Source organism: Streptomyces sp. NPDC055815, from assembly GCF_053616475.1.
Genome location: NZ_JBSHDU010000034.1, coordinates 66,046 through 82,970 on the forward strand (window position 1 = coordinate 66,046; position 16,925 = coordinate 82,970).

14 protein-coding genes are annotated in these 16,925 nt (G+C 75.2%); all 14 read right to left on the bottom strand.

What is annotated here, in order from left to right; translation table 11 throughout:
* Positions 1-26: 26 nt before the first annotated feature.
* From ACWGN5_RS22150 to ACWGN5_RS22215, 14 genes are read right to left on the bottom strand one after another with little or no spacing between them, the layout of a single operon-like run.
* Positions 27-2,180: a hypothetical protein gene (locus ACWGN5_RS22150; RefSeq protein WP_453517771.1), complete on the bottom strand. Its 2,154-nt coding sequence runs from the start codon at positions 2,178-2,180 to the stop codon at positions 27-29.
* The gene (locus ACWGN5_RS22155; RefSeq protein ID WP_453517773.1) at positions 2,177-5,458 is read right to left on the bottom strand and encodes a putative baseplate assembly protein; all 3,282 of its coding nucleotides are present in this window, start codon (positions 5,456-5,458) and stop codon (positions 2,177-2,179) included. Before ACWGN5_RS22155 ends, ACWGN5_RS22150 begins: the two co-directional genes overlap by 4 nt.
* Positions 5,455-8,286 (bottom strand): putative baseplate assembly protein, encoded by a 2,832-nt coding sequence (locus tag ACWGN5_RS22160; protein WP_453517776.1) that lies wholly within the window; start codon positions 8,284-8,286, stop codon positions 5,455-5,457. Before ACWGN5_RS22160 ends, ACWGN5_RS22155 begins: the two co-directional genes overlap by 4 nt.
* Entirely contained in the window at positions 8,283-8,645 is a 363-nt protein-coding gene (locus ACWGN5_RS22165) for a GPW/gp25 family protein (RefSeq protein WP_453517777.1), read from the bottom strand. The genes ACWGN5_RS22160 and ACWGN5_RS22165 overlap by 4 nt, the downstream gene beginning before the upstream one ends.
* 5 nt (positions 8,646-8,650) lie before the next feature.
* Entirely contained in the window at positions 8,651-8,992 is a 342-nt protein-coding gene (locus ACWGN5_RS22170) for a hypothetical protein (RefSeq protein ID WP_453517780.1), read from the bottom strand.
* 5 nt (positions 8,993-8,997) lie between these two features.
* Entirely contained in the window at positions 8,998-9,531 is a 534-nt protein-coding gene (locus ACWGN5_RS22175) for a phage baseplate assembly protein V (RefSeq protein WP_453517782.1), read from the bottom strand.
* Positions 9,528-10,649 carry a hypothetical protein gene (locus ACWGN5_RS22180; RefSeq protein ID WP_453517784.1) on the bottom strand — a complete coding sequence of 374 codons (1,122 nt, stop codon included), beginning with the start codon at positions 10,647-10,649 and terminating at the stop codon, positions 9,528-9,530. Before ACWGN5_RS22180 ends, ACWGN5_RS22175 begins: the two co-directional genes overlap by 4 nt.
* Positions 10,642-10,980, bottom strand: coding sequence for a hypothetical protein (locus tag ACWGN5_RS22185; protein ID WP_453517786.1), 339 nt, complete (start codon positions 10,978-10,980; stop codon positions 10,642-10,644). The genes ACWGN5_RS22180 and ACWGN5_RS22185 overlap by 8 nt, the downstream gene beginning before the upstream one ends.
* A 10-nt stretch (positions 10,981-10,990) precedes the next feature.
* Positions 10,991-11,644, bottom strand: a complete 654-nt coding sequence (locus tag ACWGN5_RS22190) for a hypothetical protein (protein ID WP_453517789.1) — start codon at positions 11,642-11,644, stop codon at positions 10,991-10,993.
* Positions 11,641-11,931 carry a hypothetical protein gene (locus ACWGN5_RS22195; RefSeq protein WP_453517792.1) on the bottom strand — a complete coding sequence of 97 codons (291 nt, stop codon included), beginning with the start codon at positions 11,929-11,931 and terminating at the stop codon, positions 11,641-11,643. Before ACWGN5_RS22195 ends, ACWGN5_RS22190 begins: the two co-directional genes overlap by 4 nt.
* On the bottom strand, positions 11,928-14,258 hold the full coding sequence (locus ACWGN5_RS22200; protein ID WP_453517794.1) for an ATP-binding protein: 2,331 nt from the start codon (positions 14,256-14,258) through the stop codon (positions 11,928-11,930). Before ACWGN5_RS22200 ends, ACWGN5_RS22195 begins: the two co-directional genes overlap by 4 nt.
* Entirely contained in the window at positions 14,258-15,454 is a 1,197-nt protein-coding gene (locus ACWGN5_RS22205) for a DUF4255 domain-containing protein (protein ID WP_453517796.1), read from the bottom strand. Before ACWGN5_RS22205 ends, ACWGN5_RS22200 begins: the two co-directional genes overlap by 1 nt.
* On the bottom strand, positions 15,451-16,212 hold the full coding sequence (locus ACWGN5_RS22210) for a hypothetical protein (protein WP_453517798.1): 762 nt from the start codon (positions 16,210-16,212) through the stop codon (positions 15,451-15,453). Before ACWGN5_RS22210 ends, ACWGN5_RS22205 begins: the two co-directional genes overlap by 4 nt.
* Entirely contained in the window at positions 16,209-16,922 is a 714-nt protein-coding gene (locus ACWGN5_RS22215; RefSeq protein WP_453517800.1) for a T4 family baseplate hub assembly chaperone, read from the bottom strand. Before ACWGN5_RS22215 ends, ACWGN5_RS22210 begins: the two co-directional genes overlap by 4 nt.
* Positions 16,923-16,925: the final 3 nt, after the last annotated feature.

Consider the following 16,925-nt stretch of genomic DNA (forward strand, 5'->3'; position numbering starts at 1 on the left):
TGTGCGTGCCTTTCGGGAGGGACGGGTCAGGTGACGAACAGGACGTCGCTCGAGGCGCCGGCCGGCGTGAACTCCGCCAGCCTCGTGCGCAGCCCGTCCTCGCGCTGGGGCTGGAACAGGTCGTGGAAGGCGCCGAGTTCGGAGCCGTCGTCCGCGCCGCGCCGGATCTCCTCGGCGCATCCGGGCGCGAGTTGGCCGTACCCGGGGGTTCCGTAGCGGGTGCTGGTGAAGCGGGGGACCACGCGGTCCGGTGCGCCGGAGTGGGCCGGCTCGCAGTGGAAGGGAGCCGGGGTGCGCGAGCCGGGGGCCAGATAGGAGAAGCGGACGCAGCCGCGCCCGCGCACGCAGACCTCGACCTCGCCGTCGAGCAGGGAGTTCTCCACGAGGCCGACGGACTGGACGTGCACCGAGCCGATGACCGTGGTGCGGCGCGCCGACAGTTCGGCGTACGCGCACTCGCCGTCGGGGCCCGTGAGCGCGGGCAGCGCGGCGGAGGTGGCGTCGAGGACGGAGTCGGAGAGGAAGATCTGGTTGGGTGCGCTGCGGGTCTCGTCGGCGACGACGACGAGGGTGCCGGTGATGCTGTGCTCGATCTCCAGGCAGGCGGGGGTGCGTACGAGTTCGAGGCCTGGTTCCTGCGGGTGCTCGCAGTGGCCCTCCGCGTCCAGCGACCACCCCGGGACGAGGGTGCAGTGGCTGATCGTGACCCGCCCGACGGCGCCCTGCACCCGGATGCTCCGCCCGGTCACCAGCAGGCCCGAGAGCCTGATCTCCGGCAGGGGGCCCTTGCCCCTGCCGGTGCCGGTGATCCGCAGGGCGTCGGGCCGGTTGGCGTACCAGTCGAGGAGGCGCAGGACGGGGCGGCTGCCGGGCGCGGCGCGTACGGTGAGCCGGTCGCCGCGGTCGAGGCGGATGTCGATCTGCTCCTGGAGCACCGCGGGCCCCACGAGTTCGATGACCGCCTGGCGGCGGGAGGGGTCGGCCGCCTTGTCGCGGCGCCAGGCCACGAGGGCGTCCTGGAGTCGTTCGAACCGCTGCCCGGGACCGACGCGGTAGGGCTCCGCCGGGGCCGGGGCACCGGGTGCGGGCGCCGGCACCGGTTCCGTACGGGGGTATTCGCCGCCGCCCATGGCCGCGGCGAACGCGTAGTGGTAGCTGACCCATACGCCGGTGTCGGGCGCGGTGCGGGCCGGGAAGGCGATGCGTCCCAGGACCGGATCGACGGCGACCTGGCCGCGTCGCGGCACGTAGGTCCACCGGGACAGGTCCGCCGGGACGATCGCCGTGAGCGGGACCGGCTCGTCGTCGACGTAGACGCACAGGCTCTTGCCCGGGCCGTAGTAGTGCGCCGTGTTCGTCTCGAAGGCACGGCGCCGGATCAGGCCGGGCACGTTGGTCTCGTCCGCGAGGTGGTGGGGCGCCGGTTCGCGCACCGGCCGGGTCGCCAGGGGTGTGTCGTTGCCCAGGACGCTGAACGTGTAGTGGGCGCGGTCGCGGTCACGGCAGTACGCCGGGGCGCGGGTGACGGGGTAGGCGCCGAGACGCCAGACGAACAGGCCGACGGCCGGGATTCCGTGGCGGCCGCCGGGGCGGTGTGCCGAGTCGAGCCGGCGTACGTCGACGGTGTGGGCGAGCCGGTCGAAGGGCCCGTCGACCAGGTCGAGTTCCGCGCCGTGCCGCAGGTCGGCGAGTTGCCCGCGGCGCAGCCGGTCCGCGGTGTCCGCCGGGTGCGTAGCGTACAGCCGTACGGGCTGGGTGAAGCCGAGCAGCTGCCGGAACTCCACGGCCCGGGCGGGCCAGTCGGCGACGTCCCGGGCGAGGTCCTCCAGGACGGCGAGCGTCCCCTTGCGGCGGCGGTCGGCCAGCGTGCGGGCGACGTCGCGGCGGGGCGCGACGACGCGGGCGAGCCGGGCCGCGCTCTCGTCCCGGCGGGCGAGCACCTCCTCGTATCCGGGCAGCGGCGCGTAGCCCACCAGGGCCCCGAGGTAGGGCAGCACCCACGGCCGGCAGGTCTCGACGAACAGGTCGGCGTAGCTCTGGTCGATCGCCTGGCCGACGAGGGCGCGCTGCTCCTCGATCACGCCGAGGAGCGCCTCGAGCGGCCCGCCCTGTTCGGCGTCGCGGCGCCGGTGGAGGGCGGGCAGCAGTTCGTACAGGGTCGGCCCGGGCTCGGCGGTCATGGGATCCTCCGCAGGATCAGCGTCTCGGGCAGGTCGGGGGCGAACACGGCGAGCTGGGCGGGGCGGATGCCGGAGAAGACGGTCAGTCTGCGGCCCTGCGCCAGTCCGACAGTGCGCAGCGTGGGGTTGAGGGCGACGAGTTCGGCCACGCTCAGCCCGTGTTCGAGGGCGATCGAGGTGAGGGTGTCGTCGGCTCCGGTGGGGTCCTGGCCCACGGTGTGGAAGGTGCGCAGGGCCCGGGCCGGGCGCGCGTCGACGGCGTGCGCCGCCTCCCGCAGCGAGGCGGGCAGACGGACGAGGGCCAGTGGGTCGCCGGTCGCCGGGATGCCGGCGAAGACGTCGACGTCGATGTGGTCGACGCCGGGCACGGCCTGCGCGGTGGCGAGCACCTCGCTCAGGTGGGCCGGCTGGGCGAGGTCGCGTGCGGCGAAGCCGAGGGTGCGGAGCAGCGCCGCCCGTACGGCCGTCTCGACGCTGTCGAAGGTGTGGTCCGGCAGCACTCTGAGTCCTGCCGACAGGACGAGGACGACGCGTTCGCGGACGTCGACCGCGACGGGCAGGTGCGGGTCGCCGTAGGCGGCCAGGGCGGCGGTCAGGCCACTGAGGAGGGGGTCCGAGGCGTCGATCGGGGCGTCGTCGACGCCGGCGACGGTGAGGTGCACGACCTCGCGTCGCCCGTCGAAGAGGCGGGCGGCCGTGGCCCGGCCGATGCCCGGGCGGGCCCGGGCGAAATCGGCGTGGTCCCGCACGGACACCAGCCGGTCCAGGGCGTGGCAGCGCAGCGGAATGCCCGCGCGGATGTCCTCGGGTCCGTCGCCGTCCGTGCCGCCCGTGGAGGGCAGCGGGTTGGTGACCGCGTTGACGCCGGGGGGCCGGCCGGCGAGCTGGGTGATCCGGCCGGCCGGCAGGTTGCCGCCGGTTCCCGCGCCGGTGCGGTACGTGGCGGTGACGTTCTCCAGGCCCGTCGGGAGCCGTGATCCGTGGATCCCGTCCCCGAAGGCGACCGATGCCGCTCCGGGGCGTTGGGTCGACCGGTAGCCGTGGTCCTGGGGGCCGAGGAGCGACAGGTCGTCGGCGGGGTGCCACCGGACCTGGTCCACGCGTACGGTCAGGGCGGGTTCGGCGCCGTCGGCGGTGGCGGCGGGCAGGTGGGTGAGCGGGGCGGCGGCGGACACCTGGCGCAGCGGGAAGGACTGCCGGGCGCGGGCGGCGTCGCCGCTGCCGAGCACCTCCGTCCGTGTCTCCCCTTGTGTGGCGGGGACGACGTTGCCGTGGATGACCACGGTGTCGCGCCGGTACGTGTAGGCGAGCGGGGCCGTGAGGAGGAGGGTCGTGCGGACCGACTCGCCGGGCTCGTCGGCGCCGAGGCTCTGCCGGACCGCCGCGAGCATCGCGGGTTCGGCGGCGGTGACTCCGGTCGTCCCGGGGATGTCGGTGCGCTCCCCGGAGACGATCAGACGCCGGCCCGGGCGCAAGCCGGTGTAGACCTGGGCGAGTTCGATCCGGCTGCCGCCGACGTCCTCGGTGATCGGCTGCTCCGCGAGGACGAGGGGTTCGCCGCCGGTCCGTACGGTGATGCTCTCGTACGGCACCCTGCCGTCCTGGGCTTCGTACCAGTCGTCGTCGACGGTGATCCGGGTGACCGGGACGGTGATCGGCGGGGCGCCCTCCGGGGTCGGCACGGACAGCTGCACCTGGGCCGTCCTCACCACCTTCACCACGAACACCTGCGGCACGTCCTCGTCACCGGCCTGCTCGGTGACGACGTGCATGCCCGGCAGCACGCCGTCGAGCGCGCCCTCCACGTAGATGTCCTCGGGCTCCGAGCCGTCCCCGGTGCGGGGCCCGGCGAGCGGGCGGGCCTTGATCCTCAGGACCTGGATGCCGGACGTCGGCTGCGGTTCGGCGATCCGCTGGGTCGCCCAGGCCCGGTGGACGCTTCCCGCGAGCCGGGGGTCGGCGGCGGCGAGCAGGCCCGGGACGGCGTCGGACCGCGGGTCCCACAACACCCCGAGGGGCGTGCCGGCTTCTCGGCCGGAGGCCGGGAGGCGGGCGGGTGTACGCCGCAGGGCCGGCAGGACGGCGGCGGTGGCGACGAGCGCCGTCGCCCGGTCGCACTCCTCGCCTCCCCCGCCCCGGTCCTCGTGCGAGGCGGGGCAGACCAGGTTGCGGGCGAGTGCGCGCAGGTACTCGATGTCGGGCAGGCTTCGGCGCCGGTCGGCGGCCACGGCGACGAGCGCCGCGCGTACGGCCCGTACCGCCCGGGCGACCTCCTTGTCGGCCCAGCGGGCGAGCGCGCCGCCCCGTACCTCCGGGAGGAAGGCGATGCCCTCCGCGACCAGGCGGGCGGCCTCGGCCAGGGCCTCGTAGAGTTCGTCGGGCTCGGTCTCGGGCGTCAGGAGGTCGCGCGCCTCCTCCAGGGCCGCGCGGAGCGGCTCGGCGGCGGCCCGGCGCGGGGCGGCGTGCTCCGCGGAGCTCAGGGCGGAGTGGGCCCGGGCGGGCAGATCGACCGTGGTGTCCTGGACGAAGGTCACCGTGGTGCGTCCGAGCGTGAAGTCGGGAGTGGCGTCGGCGACCGTCCGCACCTGGGGTGGCTGCCCGGCGGCGAACAGGACGAGGATCCTGTCGCCGGCCTTCAGGTTGAGCGCGGCGCCGGTGAGGGTGACCGGTTCGGGGCCGCCGCCGAGGGAGGCGTGCGGGGAGAGCGGCGGGGGCGCGGTGAGGCGGACCGCCAGGGTGTTCCACCCCGCGTCCGCGTCGAGGTCCTCGGCGGTCTCGAAGGTCTGCGGCAACTGCCCCTGGGAGGGCACGCTCCTGGCCTGCGTGCCGGCCGGCACGGTGGCCCGGGTCCCCGGGTCGAGGGTGTAGGCGAGCCTGCCGCCGGCGCCCAGCGCGGGGCGGGGCCGGTAGCCGACGAGGCGGCCGAGCAGGACCAGCGACTCCTGCTCCCCGGCCGTGGGCACGAAGCCCTCCTGGGCGTGGCGCTCGGTGTAGAAGGTGAGGATGTCGGCGACGACCGCCCAGCAGTCGAGCAGCGCGATCGCGGGATCGTCCTGCTCGCGGGTGCGCAGCTCCGCGAGCGCGGGCCTGCTCGCGATCCGTTCCCGCATCGAGGCCATGAACTGCCCGTGCGTTCCGGTCCGGTAGCGGAGGGCGGACAGGCCCGGCGGGTTGTACACGTCCGCCGGGGTGGGCGGCCCGGAGTGCGGTCCGCACCCCTGGCATCCGCAGTCGCTCGCGCTGCCGACGACGTCGCCGGGTCCGCCGTGGCTGTTCATCGGCCCCCTCCGATCTCCAGTTCCAGAACGCCGTGCTCGGGCCTGGCCGGATCGCCGTCCAGCCGGGGCACCTCGTGCGGGCCCAGGGTCAGGACCCCGTCGCGCAGCGGCTGCCCGGACGGCTCGAAGAGCCGCTCCAGGGCGGTGACCTTCACGGACCGGACGCCGGGCACGGCCGCGACCGCGGCGACGATCCGGCTCACGCGCACGGCGGTGCCGAAGGTCAGCTCGTCGGGATGGAAGAGCCCGCGCGTCCCGTCGGGCAGCGTCCCGGTGCCGAGGACCCGGGCCACCGCCGTCCGCACATGGCCGGCCACGGCGTACGGTTCGGCCACCACGCACAGGGCCAGCCGCAGCGGCACGGTCCGCGCGGGGCCGACGACGAGGTCGTGGCCGATCCGGCGGGCGCGGTGGAGCCGCTCACGGACCGCGTCGAGCAGCGCGGCGGGGGCGGTCGGCGTGCCGAGCGCGTCGACGGACACCTGTGCCTCGTACCAGGCGCCCGTCCAGCGCAGCCGGGCTCCGGCCCGCTGCACTCCGGGCGCCTCGGCGGCCAGGGTCGCGTAGTCCTGGGCGGCGACGGCGCGCAGGAGCCGGCGTGCCGCCTCGTGCGGCGCTCGCGCGCGGACCTGGGCGACCGGCTCGGGGTCGGTGCCGCCGGTGGCCGGCAGGGGGTTGCGCGCCTCGACGGTGACACCCGTGGTCCGGCAGAGTTCGATCGCGTCGATGGCCTCCGCCGCCACGTTCCCTGCCGTGCCGTTGCCGAGGCGGTAGCGCAGTTCGAGGGCGGTGCCGGGAGCGGGCGGGGCGCCGGCCGTGCCGTCGCCGAAGCGCAGATGGAGGACGCCGTCGTCGTCGGCCTCGCCGACCATGTCGCGGTCGGCGGGTCCGCTGTCGAGCAGGTCGCGCCGGGGCAGCCAGGGGTCGCCCCCGTCCGCGGCGGTCACCCGCACGGCGGGGAGGGCTTCCCGCGGATCGGGTGTCAGGGCCCGCGCGGCGGGTCCGTGGAAGACGGTCCGGGCGGGGTCGAGCGCGTGCCCCTCGTCCTCGCCCCAGCTCTGGCCGGTCTCCCAGCCCTCGTCGTCGCGCCGCAGGACGTATCCGGCCCGCGCCCGGGCGGCGAGTTCGCGCAGCCGGTCCCGTTTGCGCGCCAGGAGTTCGTCGAAGCGGGCCGAGAGCGTGCGCAGCGCGCCGGCCGGGTCCGTGCCCAGGGGCAGGCGGCCGAGCGTCCGGGCGCCGAAGACGGTGGTCAGCCAGGCGGTGGCCGCCGCGTCGGGCGGGGTGCCGCTCTCGGCGGCCCGCAGCAGACCGAGCAGGCGCTCGCGGGCCCGGTCCGCGACGCCGTCGAGACGGGCGGCCTGGCCGCGCGCGACGTCGGCCGGTGACGGGAACGGGGCGCTGAAGGTGACGCTGCCGGCGCTCGGTTCGCCCGGTACGGCCGGTGAGCAGCCGACCGGCAGCGGCGGATACGCGGGCAGCAGGGCCGGGCCGCCGGTGTGCGCGCAGCCGAAGCCGGGCGGGCAGGGGCACCCGGGTTCGCCGGGGGGCGGGGCCGGCCAGGTGAAGCGCTCCGGTTCCCGGCCGCACCAGGTGCGGGCGGCTCCGTGCTCGACGAGCACGGCGTTGCCGCGGGCCACCCCGACCTGCAGCTGCCGGCAGTCCTTGCCGCCGACGGCCGTCACGCGCAGCGGGAACCGGAGGGCGTCCTCCGCGGCCCAGGTCACCTCCAGCAGACGCTGGCCGTAGAGGGAGTCGGCCGATTCCCTGACCTCGACGAGCCGGACGGCCTGGCGGTGGGTGCGGTCGGCATCGGCCTCCAGTCCGGTCTGCGCGCCGACGGCCTCTTCGAGGACCAGGACGTCACCCGGCGCCAGGGCGAGACCTCGGGAGCCCTTCCCGTCCCGCAGGGCCGCCGAGGTCGCCCCGGCGGGCAGACAGAACTCCGGTTCGCCCCAGGCCCACAGGGGGATCCGCCCGTGGGCCGGATGGACGGTGACGTCCCGGTCGGTGACGGGCTCGAAGATCTCCGGCCCGGCCCTGAAACGGAACGTGCCGGCGGCCAGGGTGATCCGGGCGGGGGCGTTCAGGCAGACGAACGCGCGGGCGGCGCAGCCGTCGTGCATCGGGTAGTCCACCAGCCGGGTGTGACGGCGCACCGAGGTGCGCAGCCGGGCGGTGTCGAGATAGGCCTCCGCGGCGACCGCGTCCTGTCGGTAGCTCAGCTCGTCGCCCGCGTAGGCCAGGAGCTCGACCAGGGCGACCATGAGGTCCGCCGCGTGCCGCTCCCCCCACCGCGGCAGGGTGAGGCTGAGCCGTTCCAGCAGGGCGCGCCGCAGGCTCTCGTAGTCCTTGGCGAGGTAGTCGACGACCGGCTCGGGGTACGCGGGCGGCGGGCAGGGCTCGGCGGCGCAGTCCGCCAGGGCCGGGCAGTCCTGGCCGAAGCCGAACTCGGCGCGGGCGAAGAACGGGTCGAACCCGTCGAGGGGTTCCGTGCCGGGCCTGCCGAGCGCGTCGGTGCGCACCAGCTCCAGGAGGTACCGGGAGATGTCCCCGGGGCGGTCCACGTCGAGGACGATCCGCCCGGGGCGGTCCGGGTCGGCGTCGGGGTCGGTGACGGCGGCCACCACCCGCAGGTCGCGGGCGACGACTCCGCCGGTGATCCTGAAGTTCGCCGGGAGCAGGCCCTGGGGTGCGGGCCCGAACAGCGTCAGGGTGATCCTGCGCCGACCCGGGTCGACCGTCACGGCCTCGATCCCGTTGCGCCCCTCGGCCCGCGCCCTGCGGGCCCGTGACGCGAAGGGCCGTGCCGCGCCCGCCTGTGCGCTCATCGGACGCCTCCGCCCTCGAACGTGTCCGTGCGGGCCTGGCCGGTGGCCAGGACCGTGTAGCCGATCTCGAACCGCAGCACCGAGTCCTCGGCGAAGACCTCCACCGACCGGACGGCGATGACGTCGCCGAGCCAGCGCTGCAACGCCGCCTGCACGGTCACCCGCAGCGCCGCGGCGAACTCGGGACCGGTGGGTTCGAAGACGAGGTCGAGCAGTCCGCAGCCGAAGTCCGGCCGGTTGACCCGCTCCCCCGGCCTGGTGAAGAGGACCTGCTCGACCATGTCGCGCACGTGGTCGTCGTACCCGGTCGAGGCCGTACGGCCGGTGCGGGCGATGTGGAACGGGAAGTCGACGTCCATGCCGCTCACACCGCCGTCGCCCGGAGCTGGACCGCGTACACGAGCGGCAGGGTCGGCGGGGGCCCGACGCACTGTCCGTCCCCGGGCACCGGTCCGGCCGGCGGAAGCGTCTGGACGAGCACGCCCTGGCCGCTCGCGAGCAGGCGTGCCGCGACCCCCGACCAGACGACCTTCGTGCACGGCGGCGACCCGCTCACGCCCGGGCAGCCGGTGACCAGCAGCTGGTCCAGGACGGTGGCGAGCGGGGCACCCTGGACGAGGACCCGGGTCTGCGCGGGCGTGTCCTGCACCTTGCCGGCGTGCCCGCAGGTGATCGTGGTGGCGGTGGTGACGAGGTGACCTGGCATCGCGCTCACCCCGGCAGGACGGTGAGCGCGCCGTTGCCGAGGTCGATCCCGCCCGGCGTCACCTTGATCGTCGGTCCGGCGGCCGACGCGCCGATCTCGACGCCGCCCTCGTAGATCCGGATGAACGGGCCCGCCGGGCCTTTGAGCTGGAGCAGGATGCCTCCGGTCTGACCGGGGGCGTCGGACAGCAGCAGACACGTCTGGGCCGGTGTGCCGATGACCACCTGCGGTGTGCCGTCGGGCGCCGCCTGCGCCGCGAGCGGCAGTTCACCCGCCCCGCCGCGCCAGAAGCCGGTCCACACCGCCCGGTTGATGTCCCCGTCGACGAACTGCACCCAGACGCCGGAGTTGGGGAGGGGGACGACGTACATGCCGCTGGCGAGTCCGGCCAGCGGGGTCGCCGGACTCGCCCAGATGCACGGATCGTTGCCGAGCACGTCCGAGACGCGGACGAGGAGCCGTCCCGCGCGCAGCTGGTCGACGTTCGACACGACCACGCCCTTGTACAGGCCGTGGTACTTGTTCGCATCCGTCGTCACGGGATCACCACCGGGGTTTGAGGGACGAGGCCGTCGCGGGTGAGGGAGAAGCTCTGCTTGTACTCGCCGCGTCTGATGTCGTGCGTGACGCTGGAGACGTAGTAGAGGCCGTCGTAGGCCAGGCCCGCGCCGCGCACGCCCACGAGGTGGCGGGCGCGCAGCACGTGCCCGTAGCGCAGGACGTCGAGCTTTCCGCTGCCGCGGACGGCGTCGGCGGCGGCCGAGGTCCGGCTCAGTCCGAGGAGCAGGGCCTCGGGCACCGAGCGGTCGCTGACGTCGGGCAGCGGCTCCTGCTTGAGGGTGACGGCGGGGCGTGCCGCGAGCGGCGGATGCAGCAGGCTGATGTCGGGCAGGGGCAGATCGATCTGGATCTTGCTGGTGGGTTCGGTGAGCCCGACCGTGTACTGGGTGCGCGAGAGCCCGTCGTACGTGAAGGACAGCGACTCCACCGTCGAGGCCGCCCCGGCTCCCACGGTCAGCGCCGGCTGGACGAGTCCGGCCCGCACCTGCGGCCCCCAGTAGGCGATGCCGGCCCCCGGCAGCGGGCCCGGCTCGATGAAGAAGACGTAACCCACCTCGGAGGCCATCTTCCTGAGGTAGGCGAGGTCGGTGGAGGACTGGATCGGGATGTGCCGGACGGGGTCCGGCAGGTCGGTCATCACGGGCGGGACGGCGACCGGGACGATGCCGTACATCGCGTACTTGGCACAGATGGTCAGGGCGCGCAGGTTCTGCGGCAGGCCGGGGTAGCACTCCCGCTCGTGCCGCATGTCCATGAGGACCGACAGGTCCTCGCCGGTGACAGTCAGGGTGGCGGCGCCGGGGTCGGCGCTCGGCGCCATGTCCTGTTGTGTGATGACGCCGTCCATCAGGACGGACGGGAAGCCGTCGACGACGGCGACGACCACCACCCTGATCCCGGGATCGAAGAAGCCCGCAGGAAGCAGCGCCTGCTGGATGAGGGACCGGCCGCTGACGGCGAAGGTCAGCTGGAACCCGCTCGTCTGCTGCGCCGAGGTGGTGACCTTCACCGACTGCAGGGCGTCGGTGAGGGGGGCGGGCACCGGTACGGCGATCAGCGGGCCCATCAGGAGCATCAGGCGCAGGCTGCTAGCCACCGAGACCACTGCCCGTGTCCAGGGCGCTCCCTCCCTGGGGCAGGCCGGCCGGCAGGGTGATCCGCAGTCGGCGGCCCGGCGGCCGGGTCAGGGTCCGGGGGTCGAGGACGCGGTGGGCGTCGGCGATCCGCCAGGCCTGGGCGGGGTCGCCGAGCTCCCGGGCGGCGATGTGGTCGAGCCGCTCGCCGGGCGCGACCGTGTGGACGGACAGCGTCGTCAGGGTGTCCGGGTCGGGCGGGAAGCGCCTTCGCACATAGGTGACCGGGCGGCCGTCGGGCAGTTGGAGAACGGCGGTGGGGACGTGCGCGTAGCGGCTGGTGGCGGCGAACATGTCCGCTCCTTCACAGGCTCGGCAGGCCGAGGTCGGAGGGGGTGCGCGTGATCCGGTCGGCGAAGGCCTCCCGGCTCAGGTGGTGCTGGAGGTAGAGCAGGCCGCCCTTGTGCCGGAAGCCGAGGTCGTCGGTGGTCAGGACGCGGGCGCCGACGGACACCTTGGCCCGGATGGGATGGAGTGAGGTGTCGAAGGCCTCTTCCGTCACGGTGAACTCGGTGATCCGGACGGGCAGGACGCGACTGCTGCCGAGGACGAGCACGGTGAGCGGTGCCTCCACCGGTGCCACCTCGATCATGCCGAAGGCGGCCATCCGCTCCTCTTCGAGGAGCTGTCCGACGCTCGGGTAGAAGCCGCTCTCGAGGGCCGACAGGACGGGCAGCAGACCGCTCGTGGCTTCGACGGGGTGGCCGTCGGGGTCCTCCAGCTGGTCGGCCGCGTCGAATTCGGCCTCGAACTTGTACGTCTCGTGCGGGGGGCCCTTCAGACGCAGCGCCTCGAGCCGGTCCCCCGGTTCGGGCCCGATGCCCTGCGGCTGGACCGTCCTGGTCAGCGAGTCGGGATTGAACTGGAAGGGAACGGTCCGCAGCGGCCGGGCGGTCGCGGCGTCGAGGAGGACGAATCCGCCGCGCACGGCGCGGGCCGCCCCGGGGAAGCCGGTCATACGCGCTCTCCGCCCGTCCGCCGTCGCCCGCCGACGACAGCGGCGTGCAGGGACCGGGCGACCGCGCGCCCGTAGGAGTCGGCGCTCGACGGGGCCTCGCGCGGTGCGAGCACGACGGCCGCCCGGGCGAGCTCGTACGAGCTGAGGCACGCGGACGGTCCGAGCAGTTCCGCCAGTTCGGCGGTGAGCGCCGCGCGGAAGGTCTGCTCGCCGGCTCCGGCCAGTGCGCGGGCGTCGCCGTCCGTCGCGTCGACGACGAACCGCTCGACATGGACCTCGACCCTCATGACAGCGCCTCCTTGAGCGGGTTCTGCGGATGCGGCCAGACGAAGTCCCGTTCCCGCACGGGGTGCTGGAGCTTGCGGAACTCCTCCCGGGCGGCCTGGAGCACGTGCGGCATGGTGATCGGGGTCCCGCCGGACGCGGCGAGGAACGCCGCGTTGACGGCGATGTTGCGGGTCATGGCGCCGCTCACGTCGAGGCGCGCGAGGCGGTCGTAGTCGAGGGCGGCCCGGCCGGGCGCGTGCTCGGGGAAGGCCCGTCGCCACAGTTCGCGGCGGTGCGCGGCGTCGGGGAAGGGGAAGTCGACGACGAACCGGATGCGGCGGACGAACGCCGTGTCGAGCGCCGTGCGCAGGTTGGTGGCCATCACGGCCAGTCCCCGGTAGGACTCCATCCGCTGCAGCAGGTAGTCGGTCTGCACGTTGGCGTACCGGTCGTGCGCGTCCTTGACCTCGCTCCGCTTGGCGAGCAGTGCGTCGGCCTCGTCCAGGAACAGCAGGGCTCCCCCGGCCTCGGCGGCGTCGAAGAGGCGGCGCAGGTTCTTCTCCGTCTCGCCGATGTACTTGCTCATCACACCCGACAGGTCCGCGCGGTACAGGTCCAGGCCCAGTTCGTGGGCGAGGACCTCGGCGGCCATGGTCTTGCCGGTGCCGCTCGGCCCGGCGAACAGCGCGGTCACCCCGAGGCCGCGGGTGAGCCGCCCGGCGAAGCCCCAGGTCTCGTAGACCGTCTCCTGCCGGGACACCTGGGCGGCGATCTGGCGCAGCAGCGTGTGCGTCTGCTCGGGCAGGACGATGTCGTCCCAGCCGACGTCGGGCCGCAGCCGCTGGGCGAGGCCGTCGAGTCGGGAGCGGCCGCGGGCCACGCAGGCGCCCCAGACGCGGCCCGGCTCGCTCGACCGGGCGACTTCGTCGATCGCGGCGACGTCCATGGCGAACTGCCCGGCCAGGAGGCCGATGTGCACCGCGTCGGCGTCGGCTCCGAGGGCCTCGCGCCAGGCGGCGGCCCGCTCGTGGAAGGTGGGCGGGTTGACCTCGACGTCGACCGCCGGGCGGGCGAGCCGGGGATGCGCGTCCCGGGAGCCGAGGAACGCCGGGATCCTGCTCCGGGAGAGGAAGCGGCCGACGAGCGAGGCGGCGGTCGTGTCGTCGACGACGGGTGCGTCGTGGGTGTCGTCGTCCGCGTCGAGGTAGAGCGCCAGCGGGAGCAGGGCCGCCTCCCGGTCCCACAGCCGGACGAGTCGGTCGAGGTCGTCGGGGTGCGAGGGCAGCGCCGGTGCCGGCAGCCGGTACAAGGTCAGCCCGAACTCGGCCGCGGCACGGGCCGCGACCACGTGCTTGCTGCCCGGCCGGCTTCCGGTCAACCGCACCACGGGCGGGGCGGCCGGGGAGCGTTCCCAGGCGTTCGCGCACCGGGTGACGGCGGTCTGCTGGGAGGCGGGCAGGGCTGACGGCGCCGCCGGCAGCCGGGTGACGAGCACGGAGAGACGCTCGTCGAGGTAGTCGAGGCCCCTGACGTAGTCGACGATCCGTTCGTCGGCTCGTACGGGGCTCGTCACCAGCGCCGCTCCGGCCGGCCGGCTGATCTCCACGAGCCGCCAGAAACGCAGGGCGCCGTGGGCCGACGCGGCCTCCCAGGACGGGTCGGGCAGCACGGCGAGGGCGAGCCCGAGGGTGGGGTGGGCCAGTGCCCGGCTGCCGTGGGCGGCGGCGAACAGCCCGCCCATGGCCGGTGCGATCTCCTCGGCCAGGCACATAAGGAGCACGTCGCGCTCGAACCGGCTCAGGCCCAGTCTCTGCGCGAGCACGACGAGCGCCGGGGCGGGCACGGCGGCTTCGGCCGCCGCGACCCTGGCCGCCGCGGCGGCAAGCTCGTCGTCGGCGCGGGGGCCCATGGGGATGTGGGAGCCCGTGGGGATGTGGGGGCCCGTGGTGACGTGGGGGCCCGTGGTGACGTGGGAGCCCGTGGTGACCTGGGAGCCCGTGGTGACCTGGGCGTCGGGGGCCGTCCCGGCGCCGGCGTCAGGGCCGCTGCCGGGCGCCTGTGCGGACGGGGCGTGCGGAGTCTGGCGCCGCCTGCCCCAGGGCAGGGACGTCCGCGGCTCGGCCGAGGGCGGCGGTTCGCCGGCCCGGTCGGCGGGGCGGCGCTCCGGCTCCGTCGGTCCCTCGGGCCCGGCCTCGTCCCGCGGTCCCGTCCGGTCCTCCGCGTACCGGTGCAGCAGGATGCGCAGCCAGTCCAGGGAGGCGGAGAGGAACTCGGCGTTCCGCCGCTCCCATTCCTCGCCGCGAACGGCGGTCTGCAGCCCGTGTGCGGGCCGTTCGGTCTCGGGCATCAGGTCACCGTCAGCAGCTGCGTGGGGTCGTACACGGGCCGCGCCGCCGTGCGGTCGGCGACCAGGAGGCTGTCGACGCCGTCGACGCGCAGGCGTACGAGATGGTCACCCGGAGGGGCCTCGCGCACCGTGAACTCGGCAGCGCCACCGACGGCGCTGCGGGCGCGGTGGCTCTCGCCGCCGAGCAGGAGCAGCACCTGCTGGCCTTCGACGAGTGGGGGATCGACGTCGAGCCTGACGTCGGCGTCTCCGTGGCCGTCGCGTGCGACGGTGAGCGGCATGGCGCTCGTGATCTTCGGGGCGACGGCCAGGTACGCGGGCGGGACCGGGAGTTCGACGGGTGGTGCGCCGGCCATCGGTGTCACCGCGCAGACCCCGGCCGAGACGCCGCCGGGAAGGGTCAGGGCGATCAGGTCGTGCCGTGGCGGGGTGGTGGTCAGCGGTACGTCGACGATCTTGCCCGTCATGAGGTGGGTCAGGCGCACCTCGCTCACGGCCGACAGATGGACGCCGTGCAGCTCGACCCGGTCACCGACCCGGGCCGCGGGCTGGCCGGCCGGGTGGCGCACCGCGTCGATCCGGGGCGTCGTGTCCCGGATGTCGGCGGCGGCCCGCGGGCCGCGGCCGTCCTCACCGCGGTTGAGCACCGGGACCGGGGTGCGGGCCGGGCGGGTGGAGTCGATCAGAACGGCCCGGACCTCGAAGGCGGCGCTCAGCCGGTAGGGCGTCTGGAAGACGCTCCACAGCGAGTAGATGTCCTTCTCCTCGACGGAGTGCCAGGTGATGCGCAGGCAGTCGATCTGGCGCGAGACGTTGCTGTAGGCGGCCGTCTGGTTCAGTTCGTCGCGGGTCAGTGCGGGTACCGAGTGGAGCTTCTGGAGGGCGAGGCCGAGCAGCCGGTGCGCGACGACGTCGTCCCCGTCGTGGACGTAGGGGGTGAGCAGGTAGCGCAGGACGAGCGGCAGCGGGGGCTCGCCGCTCTCGCCGGGGGTGAGCCCGGCGTACGGTTCGTTGCGCAGGTTCGGGGCGATGCCCGTCTGGTAGAGGAACAGGTTGACCTGTGTCTGCTGGGAGGCGGCGGCCTTGTCCGGTGGCATGGTCACCGCGGTCGCGTGCGGCGGGACGCTCTTGACCGCGTCGTTGACGAGGGCGCGCAGCGTCTCGGTGACGGCCTCGACGGCCCGGGCGTCGCTCATCGGCCACCGCCCGAGCGACGGCTCAGGTACTCCTCGAGCGGGACGGCCGGTTCGCGGGCGGGGCGGCGGGCCGGGGCGGCCGCGGGGGCCGGGCGGGCCGGACCGGAGCGGATCTCCAGGCGTCCGATGGTGATGTGGACGGTGGTCTCCTCGGGCGGGGAGGCGGCGCCCGGCGCCGCGGGCCCGGCGGTGCGGCGCCCCGTACCGCGTCCGGCGGGGGACGACGGGAGGGTGGATCGGGGGCTGCCCGCGTCCGGAGTCCGTGGCTGCGCGGCGAGGGCGGACCCGGCCGGGGGCGGCGCCGCCGCGCGGCGAAGGGACCGCCTGCCCTCGGAGGCGGCCTCGCCATGTGCAGGGCTCGCGGCCGCGCGGCCGGTTCCTCGCGCACCGGTGCCGGCTCCGGGGTACGGGATCGGGGAGGTCCCTTCCGTCGAGGAGGGCTGACGGACCGCCGGTCCGGCGGGCCGTCCGATGCTCCGCGGGCCCGGGCCGCCCGGCCCGCGCCCGGCGCCACCCGAAGGGCCTGCGGGCAGGACCGGAGCGTGTTCCGGCGCCGTGCGCGCCGGTGGCGTCCCGTGCCGTGGCGCCATCGGGTCCCCCGCGGGTCCGTGGCCGTCGCCGTCCGGACCCTCACCGAGGCTCTCGTCCCACTGGAGGGCGGTGGCCGGAACCGGGGGCGGGTCGAAGAAGGAGGGCGGCCGGGGGCGGACGGCTGCCGGGTCGGGTACGCCGAGGAGGCGGTCGACGAGATCGCTCATGCGCCGATCGCCTCCAGGTAGAAGCGGCGCCGGGCAGAGCTGAGGGCCAGGATGTCCCGCTCGGACCAGCCGTAGGCCCGCGCCAGGGCGTGTACCTGGGCCAGCAGGCCGCGGGCGCAGGCGTCGACCTCCGCCCAGACGTGGGCGGGCACGTCGAACGGGGCCGCCCAGGCGTGACCGCACAGGGCGCACGTCAGAGCCAGCCGGACGTCCGCCCGCGGGTCCGCCTCGGTCAGGGCGGCCGCGACCGCTTCGACGACCTCGTCGGCCGGTTCTCCCGCGGCCGGTGCGCCGTCCACGTCCAGGACGCACCGGCCAACCAGCCGGCGCCGGGCGTCCGGGGCCTGCGGTGCGACGGCCAGCACGTCCCGGCTCGTCAGGGCCCGGTAGCGCACGCGCGTCCCGCCCTCGGTCACCAGCGTCGCCTCGTACCGCTCGGGGACGGGCAGGCGCAGGTCCGACAGGGGCACGGACACGTCCAGTTCCTCCCCGCAGCCGGGGCAGCGCGCCAGGCATTCCAGGTCGCCGGGGAAGCAGGCGGCGCGCACGTCGACCAGCAGCGCGTCCCGCGTCCCCAGCGGCAGGTCACTGGCCTCCGCGAAGGTGTGCCCGCCCGCCGCCGCGGCGAGCGCCACGGCGCGGACGACGGGTCCCTGGCCGGCACCCGCCTCCCATTCGTGCAGGAGCCGGTCCTGCGTGAGCGCCCGCATCTG